We start from the raw sequence: 21,179 nt of genomic DNA, 5'->3' as shown, positions 1-21,179 counted from the left end.
GCCGCGACATGACCACCGTCTTCGACAGCCGTCCTTGCCACCTCGGAGAAGGCGCGCTCTGGCATCCCTCGCGTCAGATGCTGTTCTGGTTCGACATCCTGAACAATCGCCTGCTGGGGCGCGGCGCGCTCGCGACCTACCAGGCCGAGTTGCCCGAACGGCATTCGGCCGCCGCATGGATCGACGCCGACCGCCTGTTGCTGGCCTCCGAGACGGGCCTGTGGTGGTTCGACCTGGATAGCCGGCGCCGCGGCCTCCTGGTTGAGGTCGAGGCGGACGACCCGGCCACGCGATCCAACGACGGGCGCGCCGACCCCTGGGGCGGCTATTGGATCGGCACCATGGACAAGCAGGCTAGGCCGGGCGCAGGCGCGCTCTACCGGTTCTTCGGGGGCAAGCTGGTGCGCCTCCGGACCGGGCTATCCATACCGAATTCGATCTGCTTCGCGCCTGACCGGAGCCTTGCGTATTTCGCTGACACGCCGCGGCAACGCGTCTGGCGTTGGGCGCTGGACGAGAGCGGTTGGCCGAGGGGCGAACCGACGACCTTCCTGAATCTGACGGCGGCGGGGCTGTACCCCGACGGCGCGATCACGGCCACGGACGGTACGTTGTGGATGGCACATTGGGGCGCGGGTTGCGTCGGTCACTATGACGCCGCGGGGGCATGTCTGGGGCGGCGCGAATTGCCCTCGCCGCAGCCTACGTGTCCGGCCTTTGGAGCGGGGCGGCTCTACGTCACCTCGGCGTGGGAAGGCATGGCGCCGCAGGCGCGCATCACGCACCCTCTGGCCGGACAGACCTTCGACCTGGGGCAGATCGCGCACGGGCGCGACGAGCCCGCGTTCCGCTTGTGAGGCACGCCCGCACCAGCCTCCCGGGGCCCGGCCGAGGTTGCTCCGGCCGCGGCCCGGGATGCCAGCCGCCAGGGGCTCCGAGCTATGGCGCCTTACCAGGGGGCGCCATAGTAGTCATACACGCGGCGTCCGTAGTCGTCGGTGTACTCGGGATTCTGGCTGGTCTCGTAGCGCGGCGCATTCTCCAGCTGCGCCTTGTCCACAGGCACGACGTAGCCGTCCAGGTCCGTGTCGTACTTCAGGATGTTCCAGGGCAGGGGGTAGCGGTCGGTCCCCATTCCCAGGAACCCGCCGAATTCCAGTACGGCGTACCGGACTTGTCCCGAGCGCTTGTCGATCTGCAGATTATCGATGGATCCCAGTTTCTCGCCCGCCTGGTTGTATACCTTCGTGCCTTCTACCCGGTTCGACGAGATCATGCTCGATGCGCTCGTGCCGGTGGCTGGATTCGAAATCGAACTCATGATATTGCTCCGATGAACTGTGTTGCGGGGGCCGCCGCGGCATGCGGCGACATCGGAGTGTCAGCAAGAGGCGTGCCGATGGTCGTCTCGTCCAGCGCCGGGAAGGCGAAGCAACGCTTTCGACGATGTTTTGCAAAGTGGCGCCGAAGGGCGGTTGGCAGAAACCGGACTGTTCAGAATCCCGCCATCCGATACACCCCTTGGGGGTGGGATTTGTCGCCCGCGAAGCCGCGCCGAACCAGTTCGGTGATATACAACTCATCCCACTCCAGGTTCGCCAGGTTCACATCGGTGCCCAGCTCTCGCACCAGCCAGGTGGCGGTCTGGTGCTTGAAGTCGCGGCTGATGCCGGGAATGATCACCACCGGCAGTTCATAGATGAGGCGCTCGGCCGGAAAGCGCTCGGCGAGCTTGGCGATCAGGTCCTGCCGGATGACGCCTTCCGCGTACAGCTCCGACGCTTCCAGGAATATCCAGTCGGCGCCCGAATCCAGGCAGTTGGCCACGTCCGCCAGGAAGGCGGCGGCGTCCTGTACGGCGTCCTTGCGCCCCACCTCGCCAAACACCTTCAGTCCCCGCGACTTCGCATGCCGGATGGCGGCGGCCTTCTCCGCCAGCGTCATGTCGAGCAGGTTGTCCGATATCTCGATGCCCGTGAAGCCCACGTCCATGGCCTGGGCGACATAGTCCTCGAAGCGTCGCATCTTCATGGCCACCTCGGCGAACAGTCCGCCCGGCGAGGTGGATATGCCGTGTGCCCGGTAGTGCTCCAGCTTGTCGGCCAGCACGGCGCGCGGCATGAAGCGGGCGATGCCGGCCGCGATCTTGGCGAAATCGATCCATTGCGACGTCGAGTCCAGCAGGTCGGCCTGGCGCTGCAGGCCCATGCCCCAGTCGATCATCATCGACAGGCCGCGCGTGCGCGGCTTGAGCTGGCGCTCGGGCATGGGGAAGTCCGCGAATGCGGTCTGGTAGGTGCTCATGGATGCGGTGACCTCGATGACGTTCAGTTCAACGGCAGGTTGCTCTTGACGGCAAGGTCGCGCCAGCGGGTCTGCTCGCCGGTCACGAAGCGCGCCGTGGCCTCGGGCGACGCGGGGCTGGGGTCCACGCCCACCGCGGCGAAGGCGGCCTTCACGTCCGGCAGCCCCAGAATGCCGCGGATCTCATCGTTGAGGCGCTGCACGTGCGCGGCGGCCACGCCCTTGGGCGCGGCCAGGATGAACCACTGGCTGGCGTCGAAGCCGGGCAGCACCGATTCGGCCAGGGTGGGCGTATCGGGCAGCGCGGCCGAGCGCGTGCCGGTGGTGACGGCATAGGCGCGCATCTTGCCGGTCTTCACGTGCGGCAGTATCGAGGTGATGCCCAGCACGCCCAGCGGCACCTGGCCCGAGATGATGTCCAGCGCGGCCTGGCTGCCGCCCTTGTAGGGGATGTGCGTCATCTTCAGCCGCGCCTGCTGCTTGATCATCTCGCCCGCCAGGTGCTGGCTCGTGCCCGTGCCGGACGAGGTGTAGTCGTAGCGGTCCGGGGCCGCCCGCACGGCGGAGAATAGCGAGTGCACGTCCGCCGGCATGTCCCGCGCGGTGGTGCCGACCAGCACCATGGGGCCGCGCGCCAGCTCGCTGATCGCGGCCAGTTCTGCGCTCACTTCCGGCATCCTGGTGTTGGTGATGACCGGGCCCGGCACCGTCACCAGCGTGTACCCGTCGGGTTCGGCGCTGGCCGCGCGGTTCAGGCCGATGGCGCCCGATGCCCCCGCGCGATTTTCGACCACGACGGGTTGACCCAGCCGCTCGCCCAGGTGCCGGGCCACGACGCGCGTGACGGTATCCGCGCTGCCGCCCGGCGGCCAGCCGACCACCCAGGTAATGGGGCGCGCGGGCCAGGCGGCTTCCTGGGCCGCGGCGGTGCCGGCCCAGGCCAGCGCGGCAGCGGCCGCCGAACCCACCAGCGTGCGCAGCAGCAGATGTCGGTTCAATGGTTTCATGTTTTCCCTTGAGATTTTCCTGGACGTGGACGTCCTGTGTTGTGGGCGGGCACGTACGCGCCCTTGCCCGGCTCCGACGCGCGGCGCTTCAGTCTTCCTTGCCTGGCGGCGTATTGGGATGCGCCTTCACGCTGTCGTTGAACGCCTTGACCATCTTCAGGATCGGGCCCAGCACCCAGGTGTTGTAGACCAGCACGTCGGTCTCTTCCTTGGGGTCGCGCGTGATGTTGAACAGGTACGGCGATTCGAGCTTGCCCTTGCCTTCGTTGACCTCCGGTTCCCAATAGAAATGCAGCTTCCAGTCGCGCCACTTGGCTGCGCGCATGTCCTGCTTGATGTAGAACAGGAAGCCTTCGCGCGCGGACTTGGCCGCCGGGTCGTCGCTGGTCAGAAAGCCCAGCTGGTCCACGCCGTCGATGGGCCGGTCCCGCGGAATCTCCGCGCCGGCCACGGCCGCCAGCGTGGTGAACAGGTCGGTCACGTGGACGATCTCGTTGCTGACCCGTCCCGCGGCGATCCTGCCCGGCCAGCGGGCGATGAAGGGCACGCGCAGGCTGCCTTCCATGGCCGTGTGGTACGTGCCGCGCCACGGGCCGGCCGTTCCGCGATAGGGCGCGCGGAACTCCGGGCCGTTGTCGCTGCAGAAGATGAACAGCGTGTCGTCGGCCGCGCCCAGCTGGTCCAGCGCGTCCATCACCTGTCCCACGCGATGGTCCATCTCGACCATCGAATCCGCGAAGTCGCCCGCCCCGGTCCTGCCGGCGAAGTCGGGATGCGGCAGTGTGGGGAAGTGCATATGCACCAGCGGCAGGTACAGGAAGAACGGCCGCTTGCTTGTGTGATGGCGCGTCATGAAGTCCACGGCGCGCTCGACCAGTTCCTCGTCGATGCCGCGGCGCGAGTCCAGGTCATATACCTTGACCTTGCGGGAAGGCTCGCCGGCCTTTCCCTCCATGATGTGCGGGATATCCGCCACCGAGGGATCGAAGCCCACCGTCGACGTGAACTGGCTTTCGTCGGTGGTGCGCGGGATGCCGTACCACTCGTCGAAGCCGCGGTCCGACGGATAGCGGCCTTCGATGTCTCCCAGGTGCCACTTGCCGTAGTGGGCCGTGGCATAGCCCTGCGCGCCGAGCAGCTGCGCCAGCGTGATTTCCCAGCGGGTCAGGCCCTGCGGCAGGCCCGGCGGCACCGACTGCAGGCTGCCGGTTCGGATGGGATGCCGGCCGGTCATCAGCGCCGAGCGCGTCGGCACGCAGTCGCTTTCGACGTTGAAGTTCTGCAGCAGCATGCCCTGCCGGGCCAGCGCGTCGATGCGCTCGGTGGGAGCGCCGCGCAACGCGCCGCCGCCATAACAGCCCAGTTCCCCCCAGCCGAGATTGTCGGCCACGATCAATACGATGTTCGGTCTCGCCACGGCGCCTTCCTGATGCTTGAAGTCCATGGCCGCACTATAGGAGCGGGGCAAGGCGCGCTCGATTCCTGCCGTTGCGATTGGCGATTACCGCCGGGAATGAATAGGGTAAGTCCGTACGCGGCCGTCAGGCGGCCGGCCGGCTGTACCGCAGCAGCAGATCGCGGAAGGCTTCCATCAGCGCGGACCAGTGGCCGCCCGGCCGCGACAGCAGGAGCAGCCGTCGCGTGAAGGCAAGCTGTTCTACCGGTACGGCTTCGATGCGGCCGGCCCAGGCGCGCAGGCTGATGGCGGGACACAGGGCCAGCAGGTCGGTGGCGGCGACCAGGCCCAGTGCCGCTTCGGACATGTACTCGGCCTCGACCATGACGCGCGGCTCGGGCATGCCGGCTCGCTCGTAGCGCGCGCAGATCGTGCGGCGAGCGCCGCTGTCGCGGCTGGGCATCAGCCATCCGTAGTCCGCTAGGGTATCGAGGCCGGGCTGCGGGTGTTGCAGCACAGGATGGCCGGTGCGCGCCACGACCAGCATGCTGTCCTGGTCCAGATCGATCTGGTCGCACGTGTACGTGATGCCGGCAGGGCAGGGCACCACCGCCAGGTCGAGGTCGCCGGCCAGGATGGCGGCGTTCAGCGCATCGGACTTGCCGATGATCAGCCGGATGCGCACGCCTGGACGGCGGCGCAGCATCTCGGCCATGGCGCGTACGGTATCGCTGTCGCCGGTGGGATTGGTCACGCCCAGCCGCAGCAGGCCGCTGTGATGCGCGCGCAGTTCTTCCGACACCCGCGTCAGTTCGTCGTGCTGCATGCTGACGCGGCGCGCCTGTTCGTGAAAGAGCCGGCCTTCGCCGGTCAGGCGGGCGCCATGCGCGCCGCGTTCGAACAGCAGCACCCCCACGGTGTCTTCCAGCCGGCGCAGCGCCTTGGTGATGGCGGGTTGGGTAACGCCGCATTCCTGTGCGGCGCGTCCCAGGTGGCCGTGGCGCACCACGGCGAGGAAATAGTCGATGTCGGGAAGGGAAAAGGGCATCGCCCGCTCCTTGAGGCTGCTGCGGCGCGGCTCAGTCTATAACCGAGCGCGCACGGGCAGGACGCCTGCCCTTCGGCGACTCCGCGGCGCGGTCCGATGCGGCCGCATCCGGCGCCGCCGGTTCGGCCGACAGGCTGAACACACCCTGCCGGGTCAATCTGGCGAATTCAGCCTGCAGCATCTCCTGCACCACCGGCAGCGCCGGGTTCTCGCGCCAGTCGATCCGCGTGGCGAGCACCAGCAGGCGATTGAGCTGCACGCCGGAGATCTCGGACATGGCCAGCTCGCGCAGCGACTGCCTGTCCTTGAACACCGACACGGGCATGATGGTGGCGCAGCTGCCGCGCAGCACCATCTCGCGGATGGAGTCCACCGAGTCGATCTCGGCCTGGATATCCAGCTTGCCGCGCATGGGCCGCAGCTGCCGCTCGATGATGCCGCGATGCAGCGACGTCATGAACAGCGGAATGCGCGCCAGTTGCGCGATCGACACGATGGGCCCGATGCGCCGCGACCGATGCGAGACGAGCGCGAAGGGCTCGCCCAGCAGCGCGTGAAGCGCCAGCATGCGCCCCGGATCGGGGTTGGTGACCACGGCCATGTCCACCATCCCCCGCTCGAGCCAGTCGAGCAGGGCGGGCGTGAAGGCCTCGCGCGCGCGCAGCTGGATGTCCACGCGTGATCGCTGGAAATTCTCCAGCAGGCCCGGCAGCACGACGCGCGCCAGGGTCGGCGACACCCCCAGCACCACGGACGCGCCGGACACCGTCGGCTGGCTGGCCAGCTGCCGGCGCACCAGCGCGGCCTCGGCCAGCATGCGCTGCGCGGACTCGTACAGCGTCACCCCGGCCTGCGTCAGCAGTACGCCTCGCGGCGTGCGCTGCAGCAGCTGCACGCCCAGGTCCTGTTCGAGCTCGCGCAACTGGCGCGTGAGCGCGGGCTGCGCGATCGAGATGGCCTGCGCGGCGGCGGTGAGGCTGCCCGCATCGGCGATGGCGACGAAGTAGCGCAGGGCGCGCAGGTTCACGTCGTGGCTCCGGTTCGCACCATATCGAGTTGATATGGCGGAGGACGAATTCAGCATTGGACGCCAGTATGCCACCTTCCTAAACTTCATTAAAAAATGAAGCGGGCAGGCCGAAGCCACACACGAGACAACATGACAACGGATAACAAACCGGTATTGGTGCAAGCCGGGCGCCTGGCGGGGTTCATCGATCGCTCGCTGCAGGCGGCGGGGCTGCCGGCCGCGGACGCGGCCAAGGTCGCGGGGCTGATGACCGAGGCCGACCTGCAAGGGTCGGACGGGCACGGCGTGATCCGCCTGCCGCAGTACGTGAAGCGGATCCGGGCAGGCGGCATCAACACCCGGCCCGATATGCGCGTGGTCAGCGAACGCCCCGGCATGGCCGTGATCGATGGCGACAACGGCATGGGCCATCTGGTGGTGTCGCGCGCGGTGGAGCTGGCCATCGACAAGGCTGCCGCCTCGGGCGTGGCGTGGGTCGGCACGCGAGGCAGCAACCACGCCGGACCCGCGTCGCTGTATGCCCGCATGCCCGTCAGGCACGACATGATCGGCCTGTACTTCGCGGTGGGCAGCGCCAATCACTTGCCGCCCTGGGGCGGCATCGACATGCTGCTGTCCACCAATCCCATCGCCGCGGGCATACCCGCCGGACACGAGCCGCCCGTCGTGCTCGACATGGCAACCACTGTGGCGGCCTATGGCAAGGTGAAGTCCAAGGCCAAGCGCGGCGAACCCATGCCGGAGGGCTGGATGATCGACCGCGAGGGCAGGCCGCTGCTGGATCCGACGCGTGCGCACGAGGGGTTCCTGCTGCCCATCGGCGGCTATAAGGGCTACGGGCTGGCGCTGATCGTAGGCCTACTGGCCGGCACGCTGCAGGGCGCCGCCATGGGGCGGGACGTGGTGGACTTCAACAAGGATCACGCCACCGTCACTAATACGGGCCAGGCCATCCTGGTCATCGATCTCAAGGCGTTCGGCGACCCCGCGGCGTTCAAGACGTCGGTGGACCGCCTGGTGCGGGACCTCCGGGCAAGCGAGCGCCTGCCGGGCGTGGACCGCATCTGGGTGCCGGGCGAGCAAAGCCATGCGCGCCGCGAGGCCTATGCGCGCGATGGCATCCCCCTTGCCGCTGAACTGGTGGCCGAGCTGCGGGACCTGGCGCGACAGTGGGACGTGGCGCCGCTGGAGGCGGCGGCATCATGATCGAGTTCTTCAATCCCGCGACCTGAAACCTTTACATCGAGGAACCGTGCCATGGATACCGCCACGCGACAGCCCGCCGTGCTGCGTCCCGACCAGATCAAGAGCCATGACCGGGGCGGCGGAGCGCGCACCACGCCCCTGGTCGGTCCGGCCGTGGGCGCCAGCGCATTCATCAACGGCATCACCGAATTCGCGCCAGCCACGGCCATTCCGTTCCACAGCCACAATTGCGAGGAAAGCGTGATGCTGCTGGAGGGGGACGCCATGCTGGACATCGACGGGCAGGAGCACAGGTTGAAGCCGCTGGACACCACCTGGATACCGCCCAACGTGTCGCACCGCTTTCGCAACCTGTCGACCACGCAGCCGATGAAGATCCTGTGGATCTATGCATCCGTCGACGCAACCCGTACGCTGACGGCAACCGGAGAGACCCGGCCGGTATCGGCCGAACACAAGAACTGAGGGCACGCCGGTCACGCCACGCTCGCGCACTCACCGGCGCGGGCCATCATGCAAGGAGGAGACGAGCATGGGACTGCGATTCATGGAGCACATCCTGATTCTTACGCACGACCCCGAAGGCACACGCGACTGGTTCTGCCAGAACCTGGGTTTCCGCGATGGATACCACCCGGAGTTCGGGTTTCCGGTGTACTGGCTGTACATCGGCGAGCAGGACGTGGTGCACATCGGCAAGGCGCGCCATTCCGAACACCAGGACACCTATCTGCGCACGCCCACCGACAAGGAGGGCGAAGACTATTCCGCAGCGGGAGCGCCGGGCTCGGGCCGCATCGACCACGTGTGCTTCAACTGCGAGAACATCGACGAGTTCATCGAACGTCTCACGCGCAATGGCGTCACGTTCAGCGAGCGCAAGGCGCACAACTCCGACCTGTACCAGCTCTTCATGCGCGAGCCGATCAACGGCATCAAGGTCGAGCTGAACTTCTCCGCGCAGGAAGCCGTGCGGGCCGGACGGGTGCCGGGCTGGACGGATGCGGGCGGGAGCCCACGGGCTGGCGCACCGATAGAACAATGACCCGCGAGGCAAGCATGGCGATCTATCCCGAACTGTCGGGCCGCAGCGTCGTCGTCACCGGCGCCGCGGGCGGCATTGGCGAGCAGGCGGCGCGCGCGTTCCACGCGCAGGGCGCGCACGTGTTCCTGCTGGACATCCATGCCGAAGGCGTGAAGGCCGCCGCGGGCGAGCTCGGCGAACGTGCAACGGGCCTGGCGGCGGACATCACGGACGAGGCGCAGGTGGCGAGGGCTTTCGACGCCATCCAGTCGACCGGGCGGGGCCTGGACGTGCTGATCAACTGCGCGGGCGGCTACCGCAAGCTGCTGACGGTTGAACAGATGGACCTGGAGGAATGGGACCGCACCGTGGCGCTCAATCTGCGCAGCGTGTTCCTGTGCTGCCGCGCGGCCATCGCGCCGCTCAAACAGTCGCGCGCGGGGCGCATCATCAACGTGACGTCGATCTCGGGGCGCACGGTGCATGCGGCGTCCTCGCCGGCATACGGCGCGGCCAAGGCCGGCGTCACGCAACTGACGCGCTTTCTCGCCTACGAGCTGGGACCGCACGGCATCACCGCCAACACCATCGCGCCATTGACGACGCTGACGCCGCGCGTGGCGGCGTTGCGGTCGCAGGAGGACCTGGACCGCATCGCGGCCCAGGTGCCGCTGCGGCGGCTGGCAACGGTCGACGACCACGTCGCTGCCATGCTGTATCTGGCATCGGATGGCGCCTCGTTCGTATCGGGCGTGAACCTGGACACCAACGGAGCGCGCGTCATGCTGTAGCGATGTTCCACCCACGGGATAGTCCCCGCCAGACGGGACGCCCACCACGACAGGAGGAGAGACATGAACCACTGTTTCGACACGGCGGGCCGTCGCTTGCGCGCGGGCCTGGCCGCTTCATTGTTCGGCGTCGCGGCACTGGCGACCGCATTGACCCCGGCACCGGCCGGCGCGCAGGCCTGGCCCCAGCGGCCGGTTACGCTGGTCACGCCGCTGGCCACCGGCAGTGCCTCCGACGTGGCGCTGCGCATCGTCATCGAGCGGCTGGCGGGGCCATTGGGACAACCTCTGGTCATGGAGAACCAGACCGGCGCCTCCGGCGCCATCGGCGCCGAGAAAGTGGCTCGCGCCGCGCCGGACGGCTACACACTGTGCGGCTGCAACAACGCCATCCTCGGCGTGCTGCCGCACGTGCGCAAGGTCGGCTATGACCCGGCCGCGCAGTTCCGGCCGGTGGGCATGGTGGCCGTGCTGCCCACGGTGCTGGTGGTGCATCCCTCGCTGCCGGTGAACAACGTGCGCGAGCTGCTGGACTATGTGAAGGCCAATCCCGGCAAGGTGTCGTATTCGACCGGCGGCGTGGGCAGTCCGCAGCACATCGCCATGGCGATGTTCGAATCCGGCGCCGGCGTGAAGATGATGCACGTGCCCTACAAGGGCGCCAGCCCGGCGGCGGTGGGCCTGGCGGCCGGGGAGGTGCAGGTGATGTTCAACGCCATCGGCACCGTGCTGCCGCTGGTAAAGGCCGGCAAGCTGCGTCCCATCGCGGTGGCCGGGGCGCAGCGCACGCCCATCCTGCCCGACCTGCCCACCGTGGCCGAGTCCGGCGTGGCGGGCTACGACTACGCGTCATGGATAGGCATCGTCGCGCCCGCGGGAACGCCCGATCCCGTCGTGCAGCGGCTGTCCGAGCAACTGGCCCGGGTGCTGAAGTCCCCCGACACCATCGCGCGGCTGTCCGAGAACGGCATCGACCCTTTCGTGATGACGCCGCAGCAGATGGCGACCTACATGGCCGACGACTATCGGCGCATGGGCGAGGTGGTGAAGCGGGCGGGGATAGAAGCGGAATGAAAGCTGCCACTCCATCTACGGCCGCCCGTTGGCGCGGCCGCCAGTTCCACTATCAGCCCGCCGCGAGCCACGTGCATCCCTTCCTGGTCGACCTATGGAACGCCGTGCGGGAAGAGACCGCGGGACGGGTCGATATCGAGGTCGTGCCGGACAACGGCGGCCTGAAGAAATCGCATCTCGAGATCGTGGAGGCCGTGATCGACGGCGAGATCCAGTTCTATGCGCTGATGGGCAGCATACTGGGACCGCTGGCGCCCGCGATGAACGTGCAGAGCCTGCCTTTCGCCTTTCGCGACAACGACGAGGTGTACCGCGCCATGGATGGCGCGCTGGGCGATGCGCTGCGCGGCGATCTCGCCGCGCGCGGTCTGTGGCTGATGCCGCACGGGCTGATGGAGAACGGCTTTCGGCACATCGCCACCACCGGTCGCGTGATCGCCGGCGCCAGCGACCTCGAGGGGCTGTCCATCCGCATTCCGGAAGGCAAAGTGTTCGAGGAAACGTTCCGCACGCTCGGGGCCGATCCGGTGCCGCTGTTCGTGCTCGAGCTGTACGACGCGCTGAAGACAGGGCGGCTGCAGGCCCAGGAGAATCCCCTGGCCATCCTGGATTCGCTGCGCTTGCACGAGGTGGTCACCCATGTATCCCTGACCTCGCACATGTGGTCGGGCTTCAACATCGTGGGGAATCTGGGCTTCTGGCACTCGCTGCCCGAAGACGTGCGCGAGATCGTCCTGCGCAACGTCAAGCTGCACGTGGGCCGCCAGCGCAGCCACACCATCGCGCTGAACGAGGCGCTGGCGGGCACCCTGCGCCAGCGTGGGCTCCAGTTCAACACGGCCGACACCGGCAGCTTCCGGCAGCGGCTGGCCGGCGGCTTCTACCGCCAGTGGAAAGACGAACTGGGCTCGCGCGTGTGGAACCTGCTCGAGACCGAGGTCGGCAGGCTGGGATGATCCGCGCGATCCGAGGCATCGAGCCAGATAGGAGACAAATCATGAGCACGACGACACCGCGCCTTACCCGAACGCGCCGCGGCGCGGGGGCCATCCTGCTGGCAAGCCTTGCATTGACCGGCGGCGGCGCCATGGCGCAGCAGGCATGGCCGGCCAAGCCCATCCAGGTCATCGTGCCGCTGCAGGTGGGCAGCGCCGCCGACGTGGCGACCCGCGTGGTGGTGGCCAGGATGGGCGAGAACATGAAGCAGACGTTCATCGTCGAGAACCATGCGGGCGTGTCCGGCCTGTTGGGCGCGGAGCGCGTCGCGCGCGCCGCCCCGGACGGCTACACGCTGGGCGGCATCACCGACAGCGTGCTGAATTACGCGGTCAACCTGTCGGACAAGGTCAGCTTCGATCCGCTCAATGATTTCGCGCCCGTCAGCCAGATGGCCAACATCGCCTGGGTGCTGGTCGCCAACAGCGGCTTCGGCGCGAAGACCGTGCCCGAGCTGCTGGCGCAGGCGCGCGCCAGGCCGGGCAAGATCGATTATGCGACGGCGGGCATCGGTAGTCCGCACCACATCGCAATGGAGCTGTTCGCCGCCGGCAATGGCGCGTCGTTCGCCCACGTGCCTTACAAGGGGGCGACGCAGGCCACCACCGACGTGGCGGGCGGGCAGCTGCCCATGATGTTTTCGGCGGTGTCGGTGGCGCTGCCCTTCATCAAGGATGGCAGGCTGCGCGCTCTGGCGCAGCCCAACGAGCAGCGTTCGGCGCTGCTGCCTGACGTGCCTACCTTCGCCGAGGCCGGCGCCCACGTATTCCGCTTTTCCACGTGGCTGGGCCTGTATGCGCCCAAGGGCACGCCCGCCGACATCGTGGAGCGCCTGCATGCGGAAGTGGCCAAGGCGGTGGCCGATCCCGCCGTGCGCGAGCGCCTGGCCGCGCTCGGCCTCGAGCCGGTCTCTTCGACGCCGGCCGAGCTGGGCGCCCTGACGCGCGAAGGCTATGCGCGCGTGGGGCAGGCCATCCGCAGCGCCGGGATAAAACCGCAATGAGGGCCGATCCCCAGGCCGTACGGACGGTCGGCATCGCGGGGTTGGGGCTGATGGGCACGGCCAGCGCGCAGCGGCTGGCCCAGGCGGGTTTCGGCCTGGTGGGCTACGACGTGGACGCATTGCGGTGCGCGGCGTTCGCCGCAGCGAGTCATGCAGGCCGCGAAGCCGCACGGTCGCTCGCGGACCTGGGCAGGCAGTGCGACGCCATCGTCCTGGCGGTATTCGACACGGACCAGGTGGAGCAGGCCCTGTTCGGGCCGTGCGGCATCGTCGCCGCGGCGCTGGCCGCCGGCCGCGCGCCGGCCGTGGTCTGCATCAGCACCTGCGATCCGGAACGCATTGCCGTCCTGGGCCTCCGGTGCGCCGCGCAGGGCCTGCCTTTCGTCGAGTCTCCCATTTCAGGCACCAGCCAGACGCTGGCGAAGGGCGAGGCCGTGGGGCTGGTGGCCGGGCGCGAGCAGGACCTGGCGCGAGCCGCGCCCGTGCTGGACGCGCTGTGCCCGCGCCGTTACGTCATGGGTGCGTCCGGCAATGCCGCGCGCGCCAAACTGGCGGTCAACCTGGTGCTGGGCCTGAATCGCGCGGCCATGGCCGAGGGGCTGCAATTTGCCGCGCGCCTGGGGCTGGATCCGACCGACTTCCTGTCAGTGCTGATAGGGTCGGCGGCTTACTCGCGCGTCATGGAGGTCAAGGGAGCGGCCATGGCGCAGCGCCGGTTCCATCCGCCTCAAAGCCGGGTGGACCAGAGCCTGAAGGATTTCCGCCTGATCCTGGCGCAGGCCGGCGCCCGCGAGCAGCGATTGCCGTTCGCGGAAGTCTACGTGCAGTTGCTGGAGGAATGCATGCGAGAAGGGGAAGGCCAGCTCGACAACGCAGCCATCATCCAGGCGATCGCGCGGCGGGGACGTTGATGGGGTTCCGCGGTCAGGCCGAGTCCGCGCCGCCATAGGGCGCGCGCCCATACCCGTGCGCATGCACGACCTTCAGCACCAGCGCCGCGGCCAGGGACTTGATCACACCGCCCGGCACGAACGGCGCCACGCCCTTCATCAGCGCCTTCTCCCAGCCTATGGTGACGGCCAGCCAGGCGCCGCCGAACAACAGGCACAGCGCGGTGGCGGCCAGCATCGCGGCAAAGGCCAGGCCCAGGCGGCCGCCGTCCCAGCCGCGCTGCACCAGGCCGCCGGCCAGCGCCGCGGCCAGCGGAAAGGCGAACAGATAGCCGGCCGTGGGACCCATGAACTTCTGCAGGCCCGACCCGCCATCGGCCAGCACGGGCAAGCCCGCCGCGCCGAGCGCCAGCCACACGGCCACGCTGACCGTGCCCATGCGCCACCCATACAGCGCGCCGACCAGGGTGACAGCGAGTGTCTGCATGGTGATGGGTACCGGCGCCATGGGGATGGCGACGTACGAGGACAGCGACAGCAGCAGCACGCCGATGGCGAGCAGCGCCAGCCTGGCGGAAGGGGAGCGCGCCGACACGATGGGCGGGCGTTGAGCAGGCAGGGGATGGGACACGGTAATCCTTCGTTGGCGGGGGGCCAGTGTATGGTCGGGTGTGTGCGGGCGGCGCCAGCGGTGGCGTCAGCCGAAGATGGCGTATACCTTGCGCAGGGCGGTCTCCACATTCCACACGCCGCGCGTGTTCGCCGGGAAGTACACCGTGTCGCCCGCGCCGAACTCGACCGGCTCGCCGCCTTCGGGGGTGAACGTGCACTTGCCCGCCAGGATGTGCATCAGTTCGGCATTGGCCAGATGACGCTTGAAAGTGCCCGGCTGGCATTCCCATACGCCGCTGCGGTTTTCGCCCATGCCTTCCACATGGACTTCGCGGCCCACGGTGGTGACGGCGGGCTGGCTGACGGGCGCGGCGACCGGACCCTCATCCTGCAGGTCGGTGATCTGTGCGGTCTGGGAAAGAACGGTGATGGACAAAGCGAGCCTCGTATCTCTGATATGAACCGGGGCTCAAAAGTATGCGTTGCGGTGGGCGGTGGTCAATAGGCGCATCCGATAACGGCCGGCGCCCGAGCCGCCTCTGCGCAAGGCGGGCAGCCGGGCCGCGTGGCCCGTCGCCCGTTCAAGGCGTGCCGCTCAAAAGATCAGATTCAACACGCCCGTCACGGTAAGCAGGCCGACGAGGAAGATGATGGCGATGATCCACAGGAGGATTTTCATGAGGCGTCCTTTTTCGGGTTTCGATGAGCATTCCGCAGGGGCTTTCAACGCGGCCGCCGCCGGGTCGCGGCAGCGGTCTTCAGGCGGGGGCCGGAGTCAACTGGTCCTGCCCGTTGCCGGCGTCTGCAGATACGCAGTCACGTCTTCCACCGACGTGCCCACCTGGTGCACGGCCTCCCGCAGCTGATCATCGGTCACCCCCAGCTTCTCGCTCCAGTAGCGGCACTCCCATTCTTCCTCTACGTTGATGCGTGAACGGTCCTGCGGTCCGCGATTGTTCAGATTGTCAGTCATGACGGTTCTCCTTTACTGCGAACCCGAACCGAAGCAAGCGCCGTGCCTGCTGGTGTCAGCCTGTGCGCGCATGGCTCGCTGCAGTTCGCCATCGGCAAGCGCCTGCGCCAGTTCCTTGCGGCGTGCCGCGACGTCCGCCTCGCCAAGGCCCGCCGGCCCCACCACGGCCATCCAGGTCTCGACGTCGAAATCCGGCAGGCCGCTTTCCCGCAGCGTCGGCACCTGCGGCGCCATGGCGCTGCGCTGGGCGGTGGTCACGGCCAGGCCCTTGAGTTTTCCCGCCGCGACCTGCGGCGCTCCGCTCTGGACCGCGACCAGACCCACGTCCAGGATGCCGCCCAGCAGGTCGTTGACCACCTGCGCGGAGCCCTTGTACGGGATCGGATTGGTGACCACGCCGGCCTGCTGCTTGAACACCTCGCCGGCCAGGTGATAGATGGTGCCCGAGACCACTCCCTCGGCGAGCGGCGTCGTCGCGGACCTGGACAGCGCGGCCAGTTCGGACGGCGTGTTGGCCGTAATCCGTGGGTTTGCCACGAGGATGGCCGGCACGGTGCCTATCATCGCAATGGGTGTGAAGTCGGCCAGTGCGTCGTACGGCAGGTTCTTGTACAGCCACGGGTTCATGGTGTGGTTCGAGCTGATCAAGCCCAGCGTCAGGCCGTCGGCGGCGGCCCGCGCGAGTTGGCGGGTGCCGATCGTTGTGCCCGCGCCCACCACGTTCTCGACCACGATGGCGCGGCCGCTTGCCTTGCCCCAGGGCGCCGACATCGCGCGCGCCAGCGCGTCGGATGCCGATCCGGGCGGCGTCGGTACGATCAGGCGTATGGGACGCGACGTGTCGGCCGCCCATGCCGGCAACGCGGCCAGCGACAACAGCAGGCCGCAGGCAAAGGCTCTTCCTGCTTTCGCAGCGATCATGATTCAAACCCCTTGTCGTCTTGTGTGCCGCTATTCTTGGACAGCGGCCGTTTTCGACACAAGCCACTTTTGTTGCGGCGGGGTGCAGTGGCGCTAATGCCCGGATGCCGTTCAGCTGATGGCGATCTGCTCGGTGTCGAACAGCGCGTCGCGCTGCTGCATGAACTGGCGGGCCTCGTCCTGCAGCCAGGACAGGAGGGTGGCGGCTTCGGGGTGCGAGGGACTGCCGATGAATTGATACGACGCCTGCAGGCGCACGCGTTGGCGAAACGGCACCACCAGCCGGCCCTGCATCAGGTAACGCAGCACCAGCGCCAGCCTGCCCATGGCGATGCCCTGGCCGCCCAGCGCGGCCTGCATGGCCAGCAGCGAATGATTGAATTGCGTGCCCAGCCGCAATGCGGTGGCCGGAACCGGCACGCCCACGGCGGCCAGCCACCTGGCCCACTCCTCGGTCGGTTCGGTGCCTTCCCACGGGTCCGCCGCGTGCAGCAGGTGCGTGCCGCGCAGGTCGCCGGCTTCGCGCAGCCCCGGATTTTCCTGCATGAAGGCGGGCGTGGCCACGGGCACCAGCCATTCGTCGAACAGGGTGACGGCATCGTCGCTATTTCCGTCGGCGGTTTCGAACCGTATGGCCGCCGCGATGTTGTCCTGCGCCATGCGCGCGGGGTCCGCCGTGTCGGATTCGCCGATGATGCGCAACGCCATATCGGGATGGACACGATAGAAATTGCCCAGCCGCAGCGTCAGCCAGAACATGGCGAACGAGGGCGAACAACTGACGTTGACGGGCTCGCCGACGTGCGCGGCATGCAGGCGCTGCAAGGCCGATTCCAGTGCCCTGAACGAATCTCGGGTGGCCGCCGCCAGCTGTTCACCTTCGGGGGTAAGCGTCAGTCCGGCGGGCGTGCGGCGCAGCAGCACATGGCCGACGCGGTCTTCCAGCTTCTTCACCTGCTGGCTGACGGCGCCTTGCGAGACGTGCAGTTCGAGCGCAGCCCTGGTGAAGCTGCCGCAGCGCGCAGCGGCATCGAAGCAGCGCAACCACGCGAGAACCGACGGAGACAAGGATGCGGGGGAACTCGGGCTCATTAGTTTCGCTGGGGGCTGCCGCACTATAAATGGATTGTCCTGGCCGGTATGCCGGATCAAGAATGCCGGCAATGAAACCGAAGGGAACCGGCATGCGCGTACTAATAGCAGGATTCAAGCACGAGACCAATACCTTTGCGTCCAATCGCGCCGACTGGGCCGCCTTCGAGCGCGGCGAGATGTTCCCCAAGCCTACGCACGGGCAGGCCACCATCGAGATGCTGGACACGGTCGACGTGTCCGCGACCGGCTTCGCGCGGCAGGCACGCGCGCGCGGCTGGACCCTGGCGCCCGGCTTCTGGTGCGGCGCCGTGCCATCGTCGTACATCACCGATGAGGCGTTCGAGAAGATCTGTTCCTCCATACTTGCCGACGTCGAGCGGCGGGATTTCGACGCGATCTACCTGGAACTGCATGGCGCCGCGCTGTCGGAGACGTACGACGATGCCGAGGGCGAACTGCTCACGCGCATCCGGCGCGTGGTCGGCCCTTCGGTGCCCATCGTGGCGAGCCTGGACCTGCATGCCAACGTGACCCGCGCGATGCTCGAGCATGCGGACGGCCTGGTCGCATTCCGTACTTACCCGCACATCGACTACGTCAAGACCGGCGAACGCGCCGCGGAACTGCTCGATCGCATCATCCAGTACGGGCGACGCGAACCCATGCGGTGGGCGCGCCTGCCGTACCTGATCTCGATCAACTCGCAGGGCACGGCCTCGCAGCCGGCCAAGGGCTGCTATGAACTGCTGGAGTCGGTCGATGAAAAGTTCGGCACCGTCTCGAGTTTCTGCATGGGCTTTCCCGCATCGGACTTCGAGGAGTGCGCGCCGGTGATATGGGTGCATGGCGAGCGTGCGCACGAAGCCCTGCAGGCGCTGCACGAGCGCATCGCCGAGCCGACGCAGTGGCGCCTGACCGCCCAGAGCGCGGCCGAGGCCGTGAAGCAAGCGATCGAGCGCGCCGCCGCCAGCCCCCGCGCCATCGTGATCGCGGACACGCAGGACAATCCGGGCATCGGAGGCAGCAGCTCCACGACAGGGGTGCTGCATGCGCTGCTGGACGCGAAGGCTGGTCATGTGTATCCGGGCCGTGTGGCGCTGGCGGTGCTGTATGACCCCGCTGCGGCCGCGCTGGCGCACCGGGCCGGGGTGGGCCAGGAGATCGAATGCGCCCTGGGCGAATCGATGCAGACCCCCGCGGGCCCCAGCGAACCGCCCGTGGCGGGACCTTATCGCGTGCGGGCGCTGTCCGACGGCATCGCGACCTTCAAAGGCCCGAAGATGACCGGCTTCCAGACCCGGCTGGGCCCTAGCGCGTGCCTGGAGATCGAAGGGATACTGGTGGTGGTGGCCAGCGGCCGGATCGGCGCGCAGGACCGCGAGCTCTTCCGCATGGTGGGCGTGGACCCCGAAGCGATGAAGATCGTGGTGGTGAAGAGTTCGCATCACTTCCGCGCGGACTTCGACCGGCTGGTGGAAACGCCCGAGACCGATGTGCTGTTCGCGCTTGCGCCGGGCGCGCTGCTGGTCGACCCCGGCGACCTGCCATGGAAGAAGCTCTCCCCCGCGACGCGGCTGCGGCCTTGACGCCATTCGGCTCGTGCCGCGCATCGGCACATGTTGCCGAGGCATAGCCGCAACATGGAGCCTCCCGCATCCGGCGATATATCGAGACCGTACGGATGATGTGGCCGCGCCGGGCAGCGCAATGGCGCCCTGAGCGGGCGGTTTCCCAACTGCCGGGTACGAGTTTGGTCTACAGTCGGTCCATCACTTACTCGAGGGCGAGCGTCGCGGCTCGCCCGTTGGCCGGAGAGCACCATGCGAATGGAGTCCTGGCATAGCGCCGATCCCGCATTGGCCGGCGCGCTGGCGCCGGTGTTCGACGAGCGGGACGACGTGGACCTGTGTATCGAGGGCGAACTGCCCCAAGGGCTGCGCGGCGTGTTCATGCGCAACGGGCCCAATCCCGCGTTCGAGCCCGGCCCGGGCTACCACTATCCCTTCGACGGCACGGGCATGATCCACGCGGTCTACCTGGACCACGGCCGCGCACGCTATCGCAATCGGTGGGTGCGCACGCGCGAATTCAACGAAGAGATGGCAGCGGGACGCCGGCTCTACAACCCAACCTTCGGTCCGCCGCCGCACGCCAACCTGGCCAATACCAGCATCGTGCGCCACGCGGGCCGATTCCTGGCGCTGTACGAAGGCGGCCTCCCCTACGAAATGGACGCCGAGCTGGATACCGTGGGCGCGTTCGACGACCACGGCAGGCTGCCGGGCGCGATGTCCGCCCATCCCAAGCTGGACCCCGCCACCGGCGAACTGCTGTCGCTGTCCTATGACCTGCGCGCGGGCACGCTGCATTACCTGCGCGTCGCGCGTACCGGTGAGTTGGACCGCTGCGTGCCGATGGCCTCGCCGTGGCCGGCCATGGTGCACGACATCGCCATCACGGCCAACTACGTCGTCGCCTTCCTGTGCCCGCTGGTATTCGACTTCTCGCGCGGCGGTCCGCCGGCCGAATGGAAGCCCGATCGCGGATCGCGCATCGCGCTGATTCCGCGCGACGCGAACTCGGCCAGGGACGTGCGCTGGATCGATGGTCCCGCCTTCTTCCATTGGCATACGGTCAACGCGTTCGAAGAGGATGGCCGGATCGAAGTGACCATGCCCTGGTATGACTCGTTCTCGCTGGGCCCGGGCAAGCGGCGCCTGGAGCTGCATCGCATCGTGATCGACATGCACGGCGGTTCCGTGGTGGACGCGACGCTGGACGAGCGCGCCTGCGAGTTCGGCCGCATCAACGACGCGTACCTGGGCCGCAAGGCGCGCTGGGGCTACGTGGGCCTGCGAGACCCGCGTCCCGACGAGGCCCCGCAGCCCGGCGCATTCGAGGCCATCGCGCGCTATGACCTGCAGACCGGCGAGAAGCGCGTCCATCGCCTGCCCGCCGGCGTGACCACGGGCGAACCGGTGTTCGTGGCGGACCCCCACGGCAAGAACGAGGAAGACGGCTATCTGTTCGCCTTCACCCACGACGCGAACAGCCACGAGGGCCGCTTCCTGATCCTGGATGCGCGCGATCCCGCCGCGGAACCCGTGGCCGTCATCCGCCTTCCCCGGCGGGTGCCCGCGGGCCTGCACGGCAACTGGATGGCGCTGTAGAGGCGCCGCCATTGCCCTGCGTACTCTCTGTGAGGAGTTCGTCATGGCATTGCTTTTGGCATTCTCGCCCTTCATCGCGTTCGTGATCATCGAGCGCATTCTCGGCATCGTGCCCGGACTGATCGCCGCCGCGATCGCATCGGCGGTGCTGCTGCTGCGCGATGCGCTCAGCGGCGAGCGCCAGGTGAAGATCCTCGAGGTCGGCACCTTCATCCTGTTCGCGGGCCTGGCGGCCTTCGCGATGTCGGAGGGCGCGGACAGCTGGCTCATTGCCTCGGTGCGGCTGCGCGTCGATGGCGGCCTGCTGCTGATCGTGCTGATCTCGCTGGCGGTCCGCCGGCCATTCACGATGCAGTATGCGCGGGAAAGGACGCCGGAGCAGGCCTGGGATACGCCGGCGTTCATCCGCGCCAATTACATCATCACCGCGGCGTGGGCGGCGGCCTTCGCGCTGATGGTGGCGGCCGACCTGTTGCTGGTGTATGCGCCGCAGCTGCCGCACGCCATCGCCATCGTCGTGACGATCGCGGCCCTGTATGGCGCCTTCATGTTCACCAAGTGGTATCCGAAGCGGGCCAGGGCAGAGGTGGCCGGGGGTACGCAAGGTTGAGCACCAGGGGGCGGTTGGCTCGTCGGGCG

The 21,179-nt window shown here is 68.0% G+C and carries 24 protein-coding genes; 12 read left to right on the top strand and 12 right to left on the bottom strand.

Going from position 1 to position 21,179, the window contains the following annotated elements; translation table 11 throughout:
• Nucleotides 1-8 precede the first annotated feature (8 nt).
• Nucleotides 9-857 (top strand): SMP-30/gluconolactonase/LRE family protein, encoded by an 849-nt coding sequence (locus tag CAL15_RS12840; RefSeq protein WP_086078950.1) that lies wholly within the window; start codon nucleotides 9-11, stop codon nucleotides 855-857.
• A gap of 92 nt (nucleotides 858-949) precedes the next feature.
• Here the strand turns inward: CAL15_RS12840 and CAL15_RS12835 are convergent, their stop codons facing one another.
• From CAL15_RS12835 to CAL15_RS12810, 6 genes are all read right to left on the bottom strand, one after another.
• Nucleotides 950-1,321: a PRC-barrel domain-containing protein gene (locus tag CAL15_RS12835; RefSeq protein ID WP_086078949.1), complete on the bottom strand. Its 372-nt coding sequence runs from the start codon at nucleotides 1,319-1,321 to the stop codon at nucleotides 950-952.
• A gap of 173 nt (nucleotides 1,322-1,494) precedes the next feature.
• A complete protein-coding gene (locus CAL15_RS12830) occupies nucleotides 1,495-2,304 on the bottom strand; it encodes a phosphosulfolactate synthase (protein WP_086078948.1) in 810 nt (269 codons plus the stop codon).
• 23 nt (nucleotides 2,305-2,327) lie between these two features.
• On the bottom strand, nucleotides 2,328-3,311 hold the full coding sequence (locus tag CAL15_RS12825; RefSeq protein ID WP_086078947.1) for a tripartite tricarboxylate transporter substrate-binding protein: 984 nt from the start codon (nucleotides 3,309-3,311) through the stop codon (nucleotides 2,328-2,330).
• Between the two features lie 88 nt (nucleotides 3,312-3,399).
• On the bottom strand, nucleotides 3,400-4,755 hold the full coding sequence (locus tag CAL15_RS12820) for an arylsulfatase (RefSeq protein ID WP_086078946.1): 1,356 nt from the start codon (nucleotides 4,753-4,755) through the stop codon (nucleotides 3,400-3,402).
• 97 nt (nucleotides 4,756-4,852) lie between these two features.
• Complete coding sequence (locus tag CAL15_RS12815; RefSeq protein WP_086078945.1) at nucleotides 4,853-5,755, bottom strand: LysR family transcriptional regulator; 903 nt, start codon at nucleotides 5,753-5,755, stop codon at nucleotides 4,853-4,855.
• Between the two features lie 31 nt (nucleotides 5,756-5,786).
• Nucleotides 5,787-6,782, bottom strand: coding sequence for a LysR family transcriptional regulator (locus CAL15_RS12810; RefSeq protein ID WP_198299041.1), 996 nt, complete (start codon nucleotides 6,780-6,782; stop codon nucleotides 5,787-5,789).
• A 132-nt stretch (nucleotides 6,783-6,914) separates the two neighbouring features.
• Between CAL15_RS12810 and CAL15_RS12805 the strand changes: the two genes are divergently transcribed.
• From CAL15_RS12805 to CAL15_RS12770, 8 genes are all read left to right on the top strand, one after another.
• Complete coding sequence (locus CAL15_RS12805) at nucleotides 6,915-7,991, top strand: Ldh family oxidoreductase (RefSeq protein ID WP_086078943.1); 1,077 nt, start codon at nucleotides 6,915-6,917, stop codon at nucleotides 7,989-7,991.
• Nucleotides 7,992-8,042: 51 nt separating this feature from the next.
• Nucleotides 8,043-8,456: a cupin domain-containing protein gene (locus CAL15_RS12800; protein WP_086078942.1), complete on the top strand. Its 414-nt coding sequence runs from the start codon at nucleotides 8,043-8,045 to the stop codon at nucleotides 8,454-8,456.
• Nucleotides 8,457-8,523: 67 nt separating this feature from the next.
• On the top strand, nucleotides 8,524-9,036 hold the full coding sequence (locus tag CAL15_RS12795) for a VOC family protein (RefSeq protein ID WP_086078941.1): 513 nt from the start codon (nucleotides 8,524-8,526) through the stop codon (nucleotides 9,034-9,036).
• Complete coding sequence (locus CAL15_RS12790; protein WP_086078940.1) at nucleotides 9,033-9,806, top strand: SDR family NAD(P)-dependent oxidoreductase; 774 nt, start codon at nucleotides 9,033-9,035, stop codon at nucleotides 9,804-9,806. Before CAL15_RS12795 ends, CAL15_RS12790 begins: the two co-directional genes overlap by 4 nt.
• 63 nt (nucleotides 9,807-9,869) lie before the next feature.
• The gene (locus CAL15_RS12785) at nucleotides 9,870-10,880 is read left to right on the top strand and encodes a Bug family tripartite tricarboxylate transporter substrate binding protein (protein WP_086078939.1); all 1,011 of its coding nucleotides are present in this window, start codon (nucleotides 9,870-9,872) and stop codon (nucleotides 10,878-10,880) included.
• Nucleotides 10,877-11,836: a TRAP transporter substrate-binding protein gene (locus tag CAL15_RS12780; protein ID WP_086078938.1), complete on the top strand. Its 960-nt coding sequence runs from the start codon at nucleotides 10,877-10,879 to the stop codon at nucleotides 11,834-11,836. The genes CAL15_RS12785 and CAL15_RS12780 overlap by 4 nt, the downstream gene beginning before the upstream one ends.
• Nucleotides 11,837-11,877: 41 nt before the next feature.
• Nucleotides 11,878-12,879 (top strand): Bug family tripartite tricarboxylate transporter substrate binding protein, encoded by a 1,002-nt coding sequence (locus CAL15_RS12775; RefSeq protein ID WP_157666654.1) that lies wholly within the window; start codon nucleotides 11,878-11,880, stop codon nucleotides 12,877-12,879.
• Nucleotides 12,876-13,790 (top strand): NAD(P)-dependent oxidoreductase, encoded by a 915-nt coding sequence (locus CAL15_RS12770; protein WP_086078936.1) that lies wholly within the window; start codon nucleotides 12,876-12,878, stop codon nucleotides 13,788-13,790. The genes CAL15_RS12775 and CAL15_RS12770 overlap by 4 nt, the downstream gene beginning before the upstream one ends.
• Before the next feature lie 13 nt (nucleotides 13,791-13,803).
• Here CAL15_RS12770 and CAL15_RS12765 read toward each other — a convergent pair whose 3' ends face one another.
• The 6 genes from CAL15_RS12765 to CAL15_RS12740 form a co-directional block, all read right to left on the bottom strand.
• A complete protein-coding gene (locus tag CAL15_RS12765) occupies nucleotides 13,804-14,400 on the bottom strand; it encodes a biotin transporter BioY (RefSeq protein ID WP_232467955.1) in 597 nt (198 codons plus the stop codon).
• Nucleotides 14,401-14,466: 66 nt separating this feature from the next.
• Nucleotides 14,467-14,817, bottom strand: coding sequence for a cupin domain-containing protein (locus tag CAL15_RS12760; protein WP_086078935.1), 351 nt, complete (start codon nucleotides 14,815-14,817; stop codon nucleotides 14,467-14,469).
• Between the two features lie 159 nt (nucleotides 14,818-14,976).
• Entirely contained in the window at nucleotides 14,977-15,060 is an 84-nt protein-coding gene (locus tag CAL15_RS24875; protein ID WP_086078934.1) for a hypothetical protein, read from the bottom strand.
• Nucleotides 15,061-15,156: 96 nt separating this feature from the next.
• A complete protein-coding gene (locus CAL15_RS12750) occupies nucleotides 15,157-15,354 on the bottom strand; it encodes a DUF3606 domain-containing protein (protein ID WP_086078933.1) in 198 nt (65 codons plus the stop codon).
• Nucleotides 15,355-15,366: 12 nt separating this feature from the next.
• Nucleotides 15,367-16,275 carry a tripartite tricarboxylate transporter substrate-binding protein gene (locus CAL15_RS12745; RefSeq protein ID WP_086078932.1) on the bottom strand — a complete coding sequence of 303 codons (909 nt, stop codon included), beginning with the start codon at nucleotides 16,273-16,275 and terminating at the stop codon, nucleotides 15,367-15,369.
• 111 nt (nucleotides 16,276-16,386) lie between these two features.
• Nucleotides 16,387-17,343: a LysR family transcriptional regulator gene (locus CAL15_RS12740; RefSeq protein ID WP_232467954.1), complete on the bottom strand. Its 957-nt coding sequence runs from the start codon at nucleotides 17,341-17,343 to the stop codon at nucleotides 16,387-16,389.
• Nucleotides 17,344-17,438: 95 nt separating this feature from the next.
• On the opposite strand from CAL15_RS12740, the gene CAL15_RS12735 reads away from it, so the two are divergent.
• The 3 genes from CAL15_RS12735 (at nucleotide 17,439) to CAL15_RS12725 (ending at nucleotide 21,150) form a co-directional block, all read left to right on the top strand.
• Nucleotides 17,439-18,956: a M81 family metallopeptidase gene (locus tag CAL15_RS12735; protein ID WP_232467953.1), complete on the top strand. Its 1,518-nt coding sequence runs from the start codon at nucleotides 17,439-17,441 to the stop codon at nucleotides 18,954-18,956.
• A gap of 234 nt (nucleotides 18,957-19,190) precedes the next feature.
• Nucleotides 19,191-20,540: a carotenoid oxygenase family protein gene (locus CAL15_RS12730; RefSeq protein ID WP_086078929.1), complete on the top strand. Its 1,350-nt coding sequence runs from the start codon at nucleotides 19,191-19,193 to the stop codon at nucleotides 20,538-20,540.
• A 43-nt stretch (nucleotides 20,541-20,583) separates the two neighbouring features.
• A complete protein-coding gene (locus CAL15_RS12725) occupies nucleotides 20,584-21,150 on the top strand; it encodes a hypothetical protein (RefSeq protein ID WP_086078928.1) in 567 nt (188 codons plus the stop codon).
• Nucleotides 21,151-21,179: the final 29 nt, after the last annotated feature.

Source organism: Bordetella genomosp. 13, from assembly GCF_002119665.1.
Lineage (GTDB): Bacteria > Pseudomonadota > Gammaproteobacteria > Burkholderiales > Burkholderiaceae_B > Bordetella.
This window is presented reverse-complemented; position numbering and strand designations above follow the sequence as displayed.